Annotated in this window: 11 protein-coding genes; 6 read left to right on the top strand and 5 right to left on the bottom strand. The window is 71.1% G+C overall.

Annotated features, from left to right (window positions below):
* The first annotated feature begins 179 nt into the window (after window positions 1–179).
* On the top strand, window positions 180–908 hold the full coding sequence (locus ACFY0I_RS25145; RefSeq protein WP_388899941.1) for a response regulator: 729 nt from the start codon (window positions 180–182) through the stop codon (window positions 906–908).
* A gap of 29 nt (window positions 909–937) precedes the next feature.
* On the opposite strand, the gene ACFY0I_RS25150 is transcribed toward ACFY0I_RS25145, so the two are convergent.
* Entirely contained in the window at window positions 938–2,128 is a 1,191-nt protein-coding gene (locus tag ACFY0I_RS25150) for a winged helix-turn-helix domain-containing protein (RefSeq protein ID WP_388899944.1), read from the bottom strand.
* 10 nt (window positions 2,129–2,138) lie between these two features.
* Window positions 2,139–2,720, bottom strand: a complete 582-nt coding sequence (locus ACFY0I_RS25155) for a GNAT family N-acetyltransferase (protein ID WP_388899947.1) — start codon at window positions 2,718–2,720, stop codon at window positions 2,139–2,141.
* 240 nt (window positions 2,721–2,960) lie between these two features.
* Between ACFY0I_RS25155 and secA the strand changes: the two genes are divergently transcribed.
* Window positions 2,961–5,753, top strand: coding sequence for a preprotein translocase subunit SecA (secA, locus tag ACFY0I_RS25160; RefSeq protein ID WP_388899949.1), 2,793 nt, complete (start codon window positions 2,961–2,963; stop codon window positions 5,751–5,753).
* Between the two features lie 125 nt (window positions 5,754–5,878).
* Here the strand turns inward: secA and ACFY0I_RS25165 are convergent, their stop codons facing one another.
* Window positions 5,879–6,364: an Rv3235 family protein gene (locus ACFY0I_RS25165; protein ID WP_388899952.1), complete on the bottom strand. Its 486-nt coding sequence runs from the start codon at window positions 6,362–6,364 to the stop codon at window positions 5,879–5,881.
* Between the two features lie 317 nt (window positions 6,365–6,681).
* Between ACFY0I_RS25165 and ACFY0I_RS25170 the strand changes: the two genes are divergently transcribed.
* The 3 genes from ACFY0I_RS25170 (at window position 6,682) to ACFY0I_RS25180 (ending at window position 13,185) form a co-directional block, all read left to right on the top strand.
* The gene (locus ACFY0I_RS25170; protein WP_388899954.1) at window positions 6,682–7,182 is read left to right on the top strand and encodes a DUF6912 family protein; all 501 of its coding nucleotides are present in this window, start codon (window positions 6,682–6,684) and stop codon (window positions 7,180–7,182) included.
* Window positions 7,179–7,847, top strand: a complete 669-nt coding sequence (locus ACFY0I_RS25175; RefSeq protein ID WP_388899957.1) for an HAD family hydrolase — start codon at window positions 7,179–7,181, stop codon at window positions 7,845–7,847. Before ACFY0I_RS25170 ends, ACFY0I_RS25175 begins: the two co-directional genes overlap by 4 nt.
* A 370-nt stretch (window positions 7,848–8,217) precedes the next feature.
* Entirely contained in the window at window positions 8,218–13,185 is a 4,968-nt protein-coding gene (locus ACFY0I_RS25180) for an NAD-glutamate dehydrogenase (RefSeq protein WP_388899960.1), read from the top strand.
* Window positions 13,186–13,293: 108 nt separating this feature from the next.
* On the opposite strand, the gene ACFY0I_RS25185 is transcribed toward ACFY0I_RS25180, so the two are convergent.
* The gene (locus tag ACFY0I_RS25185) at window positions 13,294–14,115 is read right to left on the bottom strand and encodes an ABC transporter ATP-binding protein (RefSeq protein ID WP_388899963.1); all 822 of its coding nucleotides are present in this window, start codon (window positions 14,113–14,115) and stop codon (window positions 13,294–13,296) included.
* A complete protein-coding gene (locus ACFY0I_RS25190; protein ID WP_388899966.1) occupies window positions 14,108–15,052 on the bottom strand; it encodes an ABC transporter permease in 945 nt (314 codons plus the stop codon). Before ACFY0I_RS25190 ends, ACFY0I_RS25185 begins: the two co-directional genes overlap by 8 nt.
* Before the next feature lie 123 nt (window positions 15,053–15,175).
* On the opposite strand from ACFY0I_RS25190, the gene ACFY0I_RS25195 reads away from it, so the two are divergent.
* Window positions 15,176–15,790: a TetR/AcrR family transcriptional regulator gene (locus tag ACFY0I_RS25195; protein ID WP_388899969.1), complete on the top strand. Its 615-nt coding sequence runs from the start codon at window positions 15,176–15,178 to the stop codon at window positions 15,788–15,790.
* The last annotated feature ends 44 nt before the right edge of the window (window positions 15,791–15,834 follow it).

Genomic DNA, 15,834 nt, shown 5'->3' on the forward strand with positions numbered 1-15,834 from the left:
TCGCCCCCGCGGAACGCACGGCGCGTTCCGCGGGGGCACCTGCATGGACGTGTATGAGCCAGTCGGATTTCGCCGGATCCCCGCCCGGCGGTGCGGACGTGGAATCATGGCGGGCAGTCAGCCGGCGCTCCATCCCGCCGGTTCGGCCCAGCAGCTCAGCACATGCAGGGGGAGGAACGATGGCGGACAGCTTCGGGCCGGTGCGCGGTGACGACGGCGCGGGCTGTCGGGACGCGGACCCGGCCGGCGAGCCCATCCGGGTGCTCGTGGTGGACGACCACGCCCTCTTCCGGCGCGGCCTGGAGATCGTCCTCGCGCAGGAGGAGGACATCCAGGTCGTCGGCGAGGCCGGCGACGGCGCGGAGGCCGTGGACAAGGCCGCCGACCTGCTGCCGGACATCATCCTGATGGACGTACGGATGCCCCGGCGCGGCGGCATCGAGGCCTGCACCTCGATCAAGGAGGTGGCGCCCTCCGCGAAGATCATCATGCTGACGATCAGCGATGAGGAGGCGGACCTCTACGACGCGATCAAGGCGGGCGCGACGGGATACCTGCTCAAGGAGATCTCCACCGACGAGGTCGCGACGGCGATCCGCGCGGTGGCGGACGGCCAGTCGCAGATCAGCCCCTCGATGGCGTCGAAGCTGCTCACCGAGTTCAAGTCGATGATCCAGCGCACCGACGAGCGCCGGCTGGTTCCGGCCCCCCGGCTCACGGACCGGGAGCTGGAGGTCCTCAAGTTGGTGGCCACCGGCATGAACAACCGTGACATCGCGAAGCAGTTGTTCATCTCCGAGAACACGGTGAAGAACCACGTCCGCAACATCCTGGAGAAGCTCCAGCTGCACTCCCGGATGGAAGCCGTCGTCTACGCGATGCGGGAGAAGATCCTGGAGATCCGCTGACGCGGACGCTCCTCACGCGCCGGCGCTCCTCACGTGCCGAGCGCGCCACGCGCGCGGAGTTCCGCCGTCACCGCCTCCGCCTCCCGCGCGCTGCTCGCCCGGTCGACGCGGACCTCCTCGCAGCCCACCCACCGGGCCGCCTCCCACAGGGCCTCGGCCATCGCGCCGGCCGCCTTCGGGGACGTCAGCGACAACTGGCGGGCCACCAGGGTGGCGCCCTCGCGGCCGGGGTCGACGCGCCCCCGGAGCCGGCCGCCGGACAGCAGCGGCATCGCGAAGTACCCGTGGATCCGCTGCGGTTTGGGGACGTACGCCTCCAGCCGGTGGGTGAACCCGAAGATCCGCTCGGTCCTGGGCCGGTCCCAGACCAGCGAGTCGAACGGGGACAACAGGGTGGTGCGGTGGCGACCGCGCGGTACGGAGGCCAGGGCCTCGGGGTCGGCCCAGGCGGGCTTGCCCCATCCCTCCACCGTCACCGGGACCAGACCGGATCGCGCGACGACCGCGTCGAACTCCTCGCCCTTGAGGCGGTGGTAGTCCGCGATGTCGGCGCGGGTGCCGACGCCCAGCGAACGGCCGGCCAGGGCCACCAGGCGGCGCAGGCACTCGTGGTCGTCGAGGTCGTCGTGGAGCAGGGCGTCCGGGACGGCCCGCTCGGGCAGGTCGTAGACCCGCTTCCAGCCGCGCCGCTCGGCGCAGACCACCTCGCCGGTGTCGAGCAGCCACTCCACCGCGATCTTGGTCTCGGACCATTCGAACCACTCGCCGCCGTTCTTGGCGCCGCCGAGCTCGGTGGAGGTCAGCGGGCCGTCCGCGCGCAGCCGGTCCAGGACCGCCGCCGTCGAACGTTCCTTGTCCTGGAGGACGTGCCAGCGGTGGCCGCGCGCCCGGCGCGCGCGCCGCCGGAAGGCGAAGTGCGGCCACTCCTCGATCGGCAGGATGCAGGCGGCGTGCGACCAGTACTCGAAGGCGTGGCTCTGCGACCAGTAGGCCTGCTCGACGGTGCTCCGGCCGACGGCGCCCAGGCGGGCGTACGGGATCAGCTCGTGCGAGCGGGCCAGGACCGAGATCGTGTCCAGCTGTACGGCGCCGAGGTGGCGCAGCACCCCGCGGACCCCGCCCTTGCGGTCGGGCGCCCCGAGGAAGCCCTGCGCGCGCAGGGCGATGCGGCGGGCCTCGTCGGCGGACAGGGACAGGGTCGGCTGCGGCAGGCTCGTCATGATCCGCAGCCTAGGCCGGGCCACCGACAGCGGGGAGGTGGGCGAGCGCGGGGGTCAGGCCGAGGTCGGAGGGCAGCAGCGAGCCGATCCAGCAGTCACGGGTGGTGTCGTCCTTGCGCAGGGCGCCGCGCAGCAGGCCCTCCATCGTGAAGCCGGCCTTCCGCGCGACGGCGCGGGAGCCCGCGTTGCCGACCTCCGCGCGCCATTCCAGTCGTACGGCGCCCAGCTCGGTGAAGGCCCAGCGGGCGACGGCCGTGACGGCCTCGGTCATGAAGCCCCGGCCCCGGTGCTCCTTGACCGCCCAGTAGCCGATCTCGAAGACGTCCGGGTCGCGCCGGTGGATGCCCAGGGCCGCGACCAGGGGGCCGTCGGGCGCGATCCGTACGGCGAAGGAGTAGGCGGTGTCCTCGCGCCATCCGGTGGGGACCACCTCGTTCACGAAGTGGTGGGCGTGGGCGCGTTCGTAGGGGGAGGGGACCATCGTCCAGCGCTGGACGTCCGGGTCCTGCGCGGCGGCGTACACCTCGTCCTCGGCGGCGGGGGTGAAGGGCGCCAGGGCGAGGCGGCCGGTGGTCAGCGTGATCGGCTTCATGGGCGGATTCTGTGGGTGCGGGAGGGGCTACCGCGAACAGATTTCGCAAAGCCCCGCCGTGAAGTGCGGCACCTTCGGCCGCCCCCGTACGTTCTCATTCCGGGCGTCCGCGCCCTGCGGACCCGGCGGACCTCCCGACGCGACCACGTCCTCGCTTACGATGGCCGTTGCGGTGGGGCCCACCTGCCGTGCCCGTGTACGTACAGTGCCCAGGCCCGACCGGCAAGGAGACAAACCTCGGTGTCCGTCTTCAACAAGCTCATGCGTGCAGGCGAAGGCAAGATCCTGCGCAAACTGCACCGCATCGCGGACCAGGTCAACTCCATCGAAGAGGACTTCGTCAACCTCTCCGACGCCGAGTTGCGTGCGCTCACGGACGAGTACAAGCAGCGCTTCCAGGACGGCGAGAGCCTGGACGACCTGCTGCCCGAGGCCTTCGCGACGGTCCGCGAGGCCGCGAAGCGCGTCCTCGGCCAGCGTCACTACGACGTCCAGATCATGGGTGGCGCGGCGCTGCACCTCGGGTACGTGGCCGAGATGAAGACCGGTGAGGGCAAGACCCTCGTCGGCACGCTGCCCGCGTACCTGAACGCGCTGTCCGGCAAGGGCGTCCACCTGATCACGGTGAACGACTACCTCGCCGAGCGCGACTCCGAGATGATGGGCCGCGTCCACAAGTTCCTCGGCCTGAACGTCGGCTGCATCCTGGCGAACATGACGCCGGCGCAGCGCCGCGAGCAGTACGGCTTCGACATCACGTACGGAACGAACAACGAGTTCGGCTTCGACTACCTCCGCGACAACATGGCCTGGTCGCAGGAGGAGCTCGTCCAGCGCGGCCACAACTTCGCCGTGGTCGACGAGGTCGACTCGATCCTCGTCGACGAGGCCCGTACCCCGCTGATCATCTCCGGCCCGGCCGACCAGGCCACCAAGTGGTACGCCGACTTCGCCAAGCTCGTCACCCGCCTGACCAAGGGCGAGGCGGGCCAGCCGCTGAAGGGCATCGAGGAGACCGGCGACTACGAGGTCGACGAGAAGAAGCGCACCGTCGGCATCCACGAGGCCGGTGTCGCGAAGGTCGAGGACTGGCTCGGCATCGAGAACCTGTACGAGTCGGTGAACACCCCCCTCGTCGGTTACCTCAACAACGCGATCAAGGCCAAGGAACTCTTCAAGGCCGACAAGGACTACGTCGTCATCGACGGCGAGGTCATGATCGTCGACGAGCACACCGGCCGCATCCTGGCCGGTCGCCGTTACAACGAGGGCATGCACCAGGCGATCGAGGCGAAGGAAGGGGTGGACATCAAGGACGAGAACCAGACCCTCGCCACGATCACCCTGCAGAACTTCTTCCGCCTCTACTCGAAGCTGTCCGGCATGACCGGTACGGCCATGACCGAGGCCGCCGAGTTCCACCAGATCTACAAGCTCGGCGTCGTCCCGATCCCGACGAACCGCTCGATGCAGCGCAAGGACCAGCCCGACCTCATCTACCGCACCGAGGTCGCCAAGTTCGCGGCGGTCGTCGACGACATCGCGGAGAAGCACGAGAAGGGCCAGCCGATCCTGGTCGGCACCACCTCGGTCGAGAAGTCCGAGTACCTCTCGCAGCAGCTCTCCAAGCGCGGCGTCCCGCACGAGGTGCTCAACGCGAAGCAGCACGAGCGCGAGGCCTCGATCGTCGCCCAGGCCGGTCGCCGCGGCGCCGTCACGGTCGCCACGAACATGGCCGGTCGCGGTACCGACATCAAGCTCGGCGGCAACCCGGACGACCTCGCCGAGGCGGAGCTGCGCCAGCGCGGCCTCGACCCGGAGGAGCACATCGAGGAGTGGGCGCACGCCCTGCCCGAGGCGCTGCACCGCGCGGAGGCGGCCGTGAAGGCCGAGTTCGAGGAGGTCAAGTCCCTGGGCGGGCTCTACGTCCTGGGCACCGAGCGGCACGAGTCGCGCCGCATCGACAACCAGCTGCGCGGTCGTTCCGGCCGTCAGGGCGACCCGGGCGAGTCCCGCTTCTACCTCTCGCTCGGCGATGACCTGATGCGCCTGTTCAAGGCGCAGATGGTCGAGCGGGTCATGGCCATGGCCAACGTCCCCGACGACGTCCCGATCGAGAACAAGATGGTGACGCGCGCGATCGCGTCGGCCCAGTCGCAGGTCGAGACCCAGAACTTCGAGACGCGCAAGAACGTCCTGAAGTACGACGAGGTCCTCAACAGCCAGCGCGAGGTCATCTACGGCGAGCGCCGCCGCGTCCTGGAGGGCGAGGACCTGCACGAGCAGGTGCGCTTCTTCATGGACGACACCATCGACGCGTACATCGCGGCCGAGACGGTGGAGGGCTTCGCCGAGGAGTGGGACCTGGACCGGCTGTGGAGCGCCTTCAAGCAGCTCTACCCGATCAAGACCACGGTCGAGGAGCTGGAGGAGGCCGCGGGCGACCGCGTCGGGATCACCGCCGAGTTCATCGCGGAGTCCGTCAAGGACGACATCCACGAGCAGTACGAGGGCCGGGAGAAGGCGCTCGGCTCCGACATCATGCGCGAGCTGGAGCGTCGTGTGGTGCTGTCGGTGCTGGACCGCAAGTGGCGCGAGCACCTCTACGAGATGGACTACCTCCAGGAGGGCATCGGCCTGCGCGCGATGGCCCAGAAGGACCCGCTGGTCGAGTACCAGCGCGAGGGCTTCGACATGTTCAACGCCATGATGGAGGGCATCAAGGAGGAGTCCGTCGGCTACCTGTTCAACCTGGAGGTCCAGGTCGAGCAGCAGGTCGAGGAGCTTCCGGTGCAGGACTCCCCGTCCCTGACGAAGGAGCCGGCGGCCCGCCCGGAGATCCGGGCCAAGGGCCTGGACGCCCCGCAGCGTCCGGACCGGCTGCACTTCTCGGCCCCGTCCGTGGACGGCGAGGGCGGTGTCATCGAGGGCGAGTTCGACGCGGACGGCTCCGTCGACGGCGGCGACGGCATGACCCGCGCCGAGCGCCGCAAGGCGCAGAAGGCCTCCGGCGGGCGGCGCCGCAAGAAGTGACCGCGTAGGGGTTCCCCCGCCGCGTACGACGGCCGGGGCCGGGCACCTGAGGGTGCCCGGCCCCGGCCGTTCCCGTTCCCGTTCCACGGGGGCGGGTACGGGGACCGCGGCGGCCCCGGTGCCCGTCAGGGGCGCGGGGCGCCGACCTCGACCGCCGCGCAGCGCCAGCGCAGGTCGGAGCCCTGCTCCAAGCGGAAGGCCATCGCCGAGACCCGGTCGCCCGTCGTGATGCGGGCGAACGCCTCGATGACCCCGGGGCCGGGGTGGAAGCGGCCGCAGTGCCGCAGCACGGGGCGCAGCCGCTCGCGCAGGGGACCCGTGGGGGCCAGGACGACCAGCTGCTCGTACGCCCCGCCGACGGTGTGGCCGAGCAGGGAGTGCACGGGCCGCTGCCCGCTGAGCACCGCCAGGAGGCGTTCGGCGAACCAGTCGTGCGGGCCGCCGGGGCGCCGGACGGGCCGCTGGGCGGCCCGGGGGACCGGGCGGGGGCCGGCCTGCGGGCGCCGCTGGTCGCGCCGGGCGGCGGGGCGGGTGCGGCCGGCGGGCGGGGCGGAGGCGGGCCTGCTGCGGCTCCCCTCGCCGCCGGCCGTGCTGCGCGTGGTGGTGTCCATGGCGTCTCCCCCGTGCGGGCCGGGCCCGGCGGTCGTACCGGGCGGTAACTCGGTGGGGGGATGTCTACGGCCGCCGAACACGCTCCGCAACCGGGGCGCCGGGCAGGGCCGGAGGGCGGCCCGGTTCACTTATCCGGGTGGCCGCGACCCCGCCCCCGCCCACCGGGCACCGCCCGGTGGGACGCCGGTGGACGCGCCCCGGGGCGGCCGGGCGGGCCCGAAAGGGTACGGGCCCGTCACTCTGCCGGACGCACCTCCGGGAACGGGGCGGGCGGTCGTATCCTGAGGGCGTTTCCGACTATCGAAAGCAGCCGGCCATGCGCGTCTACGTCCCCCTGACACTCCCGGCCCTCGCCGAGGCGCACGAGGCGGGCGAGCTGGGGCCCGCCCCGCTCCGCGCCTACGCGGTGACCCCGGAGCTGCGGGAGTGGTACGTGTCCGACGACATCGAGGAACTGGAGTACGCGGCCCTGAACCGGGCCGCCGTCGCCTCGCTGCGGCTGCTGTCCGCCGATCCGGCCGCGCCCCGTACGCGGGTCGTCGTCGCCGTCGATGTCGAGGACAAGGCCGCCGCCGCCGACCCCGGGTCCGACGAGGCCGCCCTCGGTCGGGTGGCCCTGGCCGCCCCCGTACGCCTCGCCGTGGCAGCCGCCGTCCACCTGGACGCCGACGACGCCCGCGAGGACGTCACGGCCGCCGCCGCGGCCGTGGACGCCGCCGAGGGCGGGGACGGCGCCGCCCGCTACGTCGTGGACGCCGCCGAGGACCACGAGCTGCTGTGGTTCGGCGTCCAGGAGATCCCGGGGCTGCTCAAGTGACCGGCTCGAACCCCCACCTCGTGTGGGACTGGAACGGCACGCTGCTGCACGACATCGACGCCGTCATGGCCGCGACCAACGCCTCCTTCGCCGAGCTGGGCTTCGCCCCGATCACCTTGGAGACCTACCGCGACCTGTACGTCGTCCCCGTCCCGAAGTTCTACGAGCGCCTCATGGGACGGCTGCCCACCGACGCCGAGTGGCTCGTCATGGACGAGGCCTTCCACCGGCACTACTGGGCGGCGGCCGACGGGGCCGGGCTGGCCGAGGGCGCGCTGGAGCTGCTGCGCGGCTGGCAGGCCGACGGACTGACCCAGTCCCTGCTGTCCCTGGCACCCCACGACAAGCTGGTGCCCCTGGTGCGGACGCACGGCATCGACCGGCACTTCCTGCGCGTCGACGGGCGCACCGGGCCCTCGCACACGACCAAGGCAGGACATCTCGTACGCCATTTGGCGGCCATGGAGGCGGCGGGGGTGAGTGCCACCCGTACGGTCCTCATCGGGGACGCCGTGGACGACGCGCTCGCCGCGGCCCACGTGGGCGCCCGCGCGGTGCTCTACACAGGGGGTTCGCACAGTCGCGCAAGTCTGGAATCGGCCGGAGTGCTCGTCGTGGACACCCTGGCCGAAGCCGTAGCCGCAGCTCGCGAACAGGCCGGATAGCCACCCGGCACGAACAGGGCCGCCGGGTCGCTGTCCAGAGTGTCAAAGTTCCACCCCCGGATTTGTACACATACAGCTCATGACGTGCCGGGGGTGGATCGGGATAGCCTGGTACCCGTGATCAGCGCGATAGTCATCGGGGGCACTGAAGCCCCCGGCCCGCGCCCGGCGCACGACCGTGCCCGGGCCTTCGCTGGTCTCCGCTGCCGGGACACCGAGCCGATCTTGGCCGAATCCCTCCCGGTCGGCCCATTCGACGACATAGCGTCGGCAACGATTCCTGACGGACATCCCGCCTCGTGGCGGCGCCTTGTCATTCCTTCCTTCACCACCTACGTCACGCAATGGCGCGCGACAGGAGCCAGAGGACATGCAGACCAAGCTGGACGAAGCAAAGGCCGAGCTGCTCGCGCGGGCGGCACGGGTAGCTGAGAACAGCCCGGCCGGGGGGCTACTTCCGACTGGGTCCGAGCCACGGGAGCGCCCCGACCGGGGAACCACGCTGTCCTACCTCCAGCGCTACTACCTGCACACCGCACCCGAGGACCTGCTGGACCGGGACCCCGTCGACGTGTTCGGGGGAGCGCTCTCGCACTACCGGCTGGCCGAGAAGCGACCGCAGGGCACCGCGAACGTACGCGTGCACACCCCCACGGTCGAGGAGAACGGCTGGACCTCCAGCCACTCGGTCGTCGAGGTCGTCACCGACGACATGCCGTTCCTGGTCGACTCCGTCACCAACGAGCTGTCCCGCCAGGGCCGCGGCATCCACGTCGTGATCCACCCGCAGGTCGTCGTGCGCCGTGACGTCACCGGCAAGCTCATCGAGATCCTCGGCCCCGACTGCGACGCCCACGGTCCCCGCACCGCGCGCCCCCACGACTCCCTCGTGGAGTCCTGGATCCACGTCGAGATCGACCGCGAGACCGACAAGGCCGACCTCAAGCAGATCACCGTCGACCTGCTGCGCGTCCTGTCCGACGTCCGCGAGTCCGTCGAGGACTGGGAGAAGATGCGCGACGCCGCGCTGCGCATCGCCGAGGAGCTCCCCGCCGAGCCGACCGCCCCGGACCTGCGCGAGTACGAGCTCGAAGAGGCCCGCGAGCTGCTGCGCTGGCTCGCCGACGACCACTTCACCTTCCTCGGCTACCGCGAGTACAACCTGGTCGACGGCGACGCCCTCTCCGCCGTTCCCGGCACCGGCCTGGGCATCCTGCGCTCCGACCCGCACCACAGCGGCAAGGACGACGGCCACCCGGTCTCGCCGTCCTTCAACCGGCTGCCCGCCGACGCCCGCGCCAAGGCCCGCGAGCACCGCCTGCTGGTGCTGACCAAGGCCAACAGCCGCTCCACCGTGCACCGCCCCTCGTACCTCGACTACGTCGGCGTCAAGAAGTTCGACGCCGACGGCAACGTCATCGGCGAGCGCCGTTTCCTCGGCCTGTTCTCCTCCGCCGCGTACACCGAGTCGGTGCGCCGCGTCCCGGTGATCCGCCGCAAGGTCGCCGAGGTACTGGACGGCGCCGGGTTCTCGCCCAGCAGCCACGACGGCCGCGACCTGCTCCAGATCCTGGAGACCTACCCGCGCGACGAGCTGTTCCAGACCCCCGTCGACCAGCTCCAGTCCATCGCCACCTCCGTCCTGTACCTCCAGGAACGCCGCCGACTGCGGCTGTACCTGCGCCAGGACGAGTACGGCCGCTACTACTCCGCGCTGGTCTACCTGCCGCGCGACCGCTACACCACGGGCGTGCGGCTGCGCCTGATCGACATCCTGAAGGAGGAGCTCGACGGCATCAGCGTCGACTTCACCGCCTGGAACACCGAGTCGATCCTCTCCCGCATCCACTTCGTCGTCCGCGTCCCGCAGGGCAAGGAACTGCCCGTCCTGACCGACGGCGACGTCGAGCGCATCGAGGCCCGGCTCGTCGAGGCCGCCCGGTCCTGGGCCGACGGCTTCGGCGAGGCCCTCGTCGCGGAGCTGGGCGAGGAGCGCGCCGCCGAGCTGCTGCGCAAGTACGGCACCTCCTTCCCCGAGGGCTACAAGGCCGACCACTCGCCGCGCGCGGCCGTCGCCGACCTGTGCCACCTGGAGCGGCTCTCCGCCAGCGACCGCGAGTTCGCGCTCTCGCTGTACGAGCCCGTGGGCGCGGGCCCCGGCGAGCGCCGCTTCAAGATCTACCGGACCGGCGATCAGGTCTCCCTGTCCGCCGTCCTGCCCGTCCTGCAGCGACTGGGCGTCGAGGTCACCGACGAGCGGCCGTACGAGCTGCGCCGCACCGACCGGGTCAGCGCCTGGATCTACGACTTCGGCCTGCGGATGCCGCTGTCGACCGGCAACGACGACTCCTACCTCGGGGACGACGCCCGCGAACGCTTCCAGGAAGCCTTCGCGGCGGTCTGGCAGGGCGAGGCGGAGAACGACAACTTCAACACCCTCGTGCTGGGCGCCGGGCTCACCTGGCGCCAGGCCGTGGTGCTGCGCGCGTACGCCAAGTACCTGCGCCAGGCCGGCTCCACCTTCAGCCAGGACTACATGGAGGACACCCTCCGCAACAACGTCCACACCACCCGGCTGCTGGTCTCGCTCTTCGAGGCACGGATGTCGCCGGTCCGCCAGGCCGCCGGCAGCGAACTCGTCGACGCCATGCTGGAGGAGCTCGACGGGGCCCTGGACCAGGTCGCCTCGCTCGACGAGGACCGCATCCTGCGCGCCTTCCTCACCCTCATCAAGGCGACCCTGCGCACGAACTTCTTCCAGCTGACCAGCGCCGGTGAGCAGCACTCCTACGTGTCGGTGAAGTTCGACCCGCAGGCCATCCCGGACCTGCCGGCCCCGCGTCCCGCCTACGAGATCTGGGTGTACTCCCCGCGCGTCGAGGGCGTCCACCTGCGCTTCGGCAAGGTCGCCCGCGGCGGGCTGCGCTGGTCCGACCGCCGCGAGGACTTCCGTACGGAGATCCTCGGCCTGGTCAAGGCGCAGATGGTGAAGAACACCGTCATCGTCCCGGTCGGCGCCAAGGGCGGCTTCGTCGCGAAGAACCTGCCCGACCCGTCGGTGGACCGCGACGCCTGGCTCGCCGAGGGCATCGCCTCGTACAAGATCTTCATCTCGGCGCTGCTCGACATCACCGACAACATGGTCGCGGGCGAGGTCGTGCCCCCGACCGGCGTGGTCCGCCACGACGAGGACGACACCTACCTCGTCGTCGCCGCCGACAAGGGCACCGCGACCTTCTCCGACATCGCCAACGGGGTCGCCGAGTCCTACGGCTTCTGGCTGGGCGACGCCTTCGCCTCCGGCGGTTCGGCCGGCTACGACCACAAGGGCATGGGCATCACGGCCCGCGGCGCCTGGGAGTCCGTCAAGCGGCACTTCCGCGAGCTCGGGCACGACACCCAGACCCAGGACTTCACCGTCGTCGGCGTCGGCGACATGTCCGGCGACGTGTTCGGCAACGGCATGCTGCTCTCGGAGCACATCCGCCTGGTCGCGGCCTTCGACCACCGGCACATCTTCATCGACCCCAACCCGGACGCGGCCACCTCGTACGCCGAGCGCAGGCGCCTGTTCGACCTGCCGCGCTCCTCGTGGGCCGACTACGACACCGCGCTGCTGTCGGCGGGCGGCGGCGTCCACCCGCGCAGCGCCAAGGCCATCCCGCTCAACGCGCAGGTCCGCGAGGCCCTCGGCATCGAGGCGGGCGTCACCAAGATGACCCCGGCCGAGCTGATGCAGGCCATCCTGCGGTCCCCGGTGGACCTGCTGTGGAACGGCGGCATCGGCACCTACGTCAAGTCGACGGCCGAGACGCACGCCGACGTCGGCGACAAGGCCAACGACGCCATCCGCGTCAACGGTTCCGACGTCCGCGCCAAGGTCATCGGCGAGGGCGGCAACCTGGGTCTGACCCAGCTCGGCCGGATCGAGTTCGCCCGCACCGGAGCCGGTGGCGAGGGCGGGAAGATCAACACCGACGCCATCGACAACAGCGCGGGCGTGGACACCTCCGACCACGAGGTGAACATCAAGATCCTGCTCAACGCGGTCGTCGCCGACGGCGACCTGACCGTCAAGCAGCGCAACGCGCTCCTCGCCGAGATGACCGACGAGGTCGGCCACCTGGTGCTGCGCAACAACTACGCGCAGAACGTGGCGCTGGCCAACGGCGCCGCGCAGGCCCCGAGCCTGCTGCACGCCCAGCAGCGCTTCATGCGCCGCCTGGAGCGCGACGGGCTGCTCAACCGGGGGCTGGAGTTCCTGCCCACCGACCGGCAGATCCGCGAGCTCCTGAGCAACGGCAAGGGTCTGACCCAGCCGGAGCTGGCCGTCCTGTTCGCCTACACCAAGATCACGGTGGCGGACGAGCTCATCGCCACCGGGCTGCCGGACGACCCGTACCTGCGCCGGCTGCTGCACGCCTACTTCCCGGGCGCGCTGCGGGCGAAGTTCCCCGAGCAGATCGAGGGCCACGCCCTGCGCCGGGAGATCATCACGACCCTGCTGGTCAACGACACCGTCAACACCGGTGGTTCGACGTTCCTGCACCGGCTGCGCGAGGAGACCGGGGCCTCCCTGGAGGAGATCGTGCGGGCGCAGCTCGCGGCCCGCGAGATCTTCGGCCTGGCCGATGTGTGGGACGACGTCGAGGCGCTGGACAACGAGGTCGAGGCCAGTGTCCAGACCCGGGTGCGGCTGCACTCGCGGCGCCTGGTCGAGCGCGGTACGCGCTGGCTGCTGAACAATCGGCCGCAGCCGCTCCAGATCACCGAGACCATCGAGGTCTTCGGCCGCCGGGTCTCCGAGGTCTGGTCGGAGCTGCCCAAGCTGGTGCGCGGCGCCGACCTGGACTGGTACCGGTCGATCATGGACGAGCTGACCGGCGAGGGCGTGCCGGAGGAGCTCGCGGCCAAGGTCGCCGGGTTCTCCTCGGCCTTCCCGACGCTGGACATCGTCGCCATCGCGGACCGCACGGGCGTGGACCCGCTGGACGTCGCCGAGGTCTACTACGACCTCGCCGACCGGCTGGACATCACCCAGCTGATGGACCGCATCATCGAACTGCCGCGGGCCGACCGCTGGCAGTCGATGGCGAGGGCCTCCATCCGCGAGGACCTGTTCGCCGCGCACGCCGCGCTGACCGCCGACGTCCTGGCGGTGGGCAACGGCACCTCGACGCCCGAGGAGCGCTTCAAGGCGTGGGAGGACAAGAACGCCGCGATCATCGGGCGCGCCCGCTCCACGCTGGAGGAGATCCAGGGGTCGGACGACTTCGACCTGGCGAACCTGTCGGTGGCGATGCGGACGATGCGCAGCCTGCTGCGCACGCACAGCTGACACCCCGAACGGGCGAAGGCCCCGGTTCCCGGACGATGTCCGGGAACCGGGGCCTTCGCCGTGGTGCGTGCGGGTCCGACGGGAGTGTGACGACCGGACCTGGGCCGCCTAGCCGCGGGTGAACGCCTCGTAGGCGTCGCAGACCTCGGCGGACGGGCCGTCCATGCGCAGGACGCCCGCTTCCAGCCAGATCGCCCGGTCGCAGGTCTCGCGGACCGTGTTGATGCCGTGGCTGACGAGGAAGACGGTGCCGGCACGCTCGCGGAGTTCCTCGATGCGGGCCTGGCTGCGGCGCTGGAAGGCGGCGTCGCCGGTGGCGAGGGCCTCGTCGATCATCAGGACGTCGTGGTCCTTGGCGGCGGCGATGGAGAAACGCAGCCGGGCGCCCATGCCGGAGGAGTAGGTGCGCATGGGCAGCGAGATGAAGTCGCCCTTCTCGTTGATGCCGGAGAAGTCGACGATGCCCTGGTAGCGCTCGCGCACCTGTTCCCGGGTCATGCCCATCGCGAGGCCGCCGAGGACCACGTTGCGTTCGCCGGTCAGGTCGTTCATCAGGGCGGCGTTCACCCCGAGGAGCGAGGGCTGGCCGTGCGAGTAGACGGTGCCCGAGGCCACCGGCTGGAGTCCGGCGATGGCCTTCAGGAGGGTGGACTTGCCCGAGCCGTTGGAGCCGATGAGGCCGATGGCCTCGCCCTTGTACGCGGTGAAGCTGACGCCCTTGACGGCGTGCACCTCACGGACGCCGGGGGCCGGTCGGCGGGAGAAGACGCGGCTGAGGGCCGCGGTGGCGCCGCCCTTGCGGGCGCCGGATCCGTGGACCTTGTAGACGACGTGGACCTCGTCGGCGATGACGGTCGGGACGCGGGTCCCGGGGACCGGCGCGGCGGTCCGTGCGGGTGCGGGTGCGGTGCGGGTCGACGTGTCAGCCACGGCCGTACTCCTCCTCTGCCTTCCAGAAGTAGACGAACCCGCCGACGCCGGCGAGCAGGGCCCAGCCGATGGCGATCGGCCAGACGTGGTGGGGCAGCGAACCTGTCCCGAAGCTGTCGATCAGGGAGAAGCGCATCAGGTCGATGTACACGGCGGCCGGGTTGACCTTGAGGGCCAGCAGCACCCAGTGCGGCAGGTCGTCGGCCCGCAGGAAGCTGTCGATCGACCACATGACGCCCGAGGAGTACATCCAGGTCCGCAGTACGAACGGCATCAGCTGGCTGACGTCGGGGTTCTTGCTGCCGATGCGGGCCATGATCATGGCGCAACCGGCGCAGAAGACCGCCATCAGGAAGAGCGTCGGGACGGCGAGGAACCAGGACCAGGACGGGGTCTGGCCGAAGGCCAGGAGCAGGACGACCAGCGCGCCCATCGTGACGAGCAGCTGTTGGAAGAGCTGGACGACGGAGGACAGGGGCAGGCTGGCGCGTGGGAAGTGCAGGGCGCGCACCAGGCCCAGGTTGCCGTGGACGGCGCGGGTGCCGGTGTTGATGGAACTGCCGATGAAGTCCCACACGAAGACGCCGGTGATCAGGAACGGCACGTAGTCGGGCACGTCGTGGCTGGCCCGCATGACGAGGCCGAAGATGAAGTAGTAGACGGCCGCGTTGAGCAGCGGGGTCACCAGGTGCCAGACCTGCCCGAGCTTGGCCGTGCTGTACGTGGCGTGCATGCGGGCTGTGGCGTACGCCGTCACGAAGTGGCGCCGGTCCCAGAGCTGTGCGACGTACTGGGGAAGCGTGGGGCGGGCGCCGCTGACGGTCAGGCCGTGGGCCGCGGCCAGCTCGGCCGGGGTGGGTGGCGGCGCGTGCTCCGCCGGGGCGGTCACGGTGGTCACGTGGGTCGCGGTCACAGGAGTCGCTTTCGACGGGGGCATGGCGTCAGGAGGCGATGGAACGGGTCCGTATCGTCGTTACGTGGAGACTAGGCCGGTCGGCGTCGGAACGCAACCGTATCGTCGTGACGGATGGGTGGCGGCGTGCGCGGCTATGCTCGGTGCATGACTTCCGAGCCCGCAGCCAGCCCTGCCCGCCGAACCCCCGCCGGGGCCGCCGTCCTGCGCGAGGACGTCACCGAGGCGATCCGGGCGGCCGTGGTCGACGAACTGGCCGCGGTGGGCTTCGCGCGGATGTCGATCGAGGGCATCGCCCGGCGCGCCGGGGTCGGCAAGACCGCCGTCTACCGCCGCTGGAAGTCGAAGCTGCACCTGGTCCTGGACCTCGTCGGCGCCTTCGCCGTCGACGGCCTCCCGGTACCGGCCACCGGCTCGCTCCACGGGGACGTACGGGCCCTGCTGGAGGTGATGTCACACGTGCTGCGCCACCCCGTGGCCTCGGCGGTCATCCCCGACCTGCTGGTCGAGGCGGCGCGCAACCCGGAGATCGCGGACGCGGTGCGCGGCGCGATCCTGGACGGTCAGCGCCGGCTCGCCGAGGGAATCGTGTCCGAGGCGGTCGCGCGCGGCGAACTGCCGGAGTCCACGAGCCCCGACCGGGCCCTGGACCTGGCGATCGGCCCGCTGTACTGGCGGCAGGTGGTCGTACGGGAGCCGGTGCCGGCCGGCTACCTGGACGAGCTGGCCCGCTCGGTCGTCGCCGGCCTGCGGGCCGGCTGATCCCCGACCCGTCCACCCGGCCGGAGCCGGCGGGCCGGGGGAGC

Source organism: Streptomyces sp. NPDC001568 (genome assembly GCF_042893755.1).
In the GTDB taxonomy this organism is placed as follows: domain Bacteria; phylum Actinomycetota; class Actinomycetes; order Streptomycetales; family Streptomycetaceae; genus Streptomyces.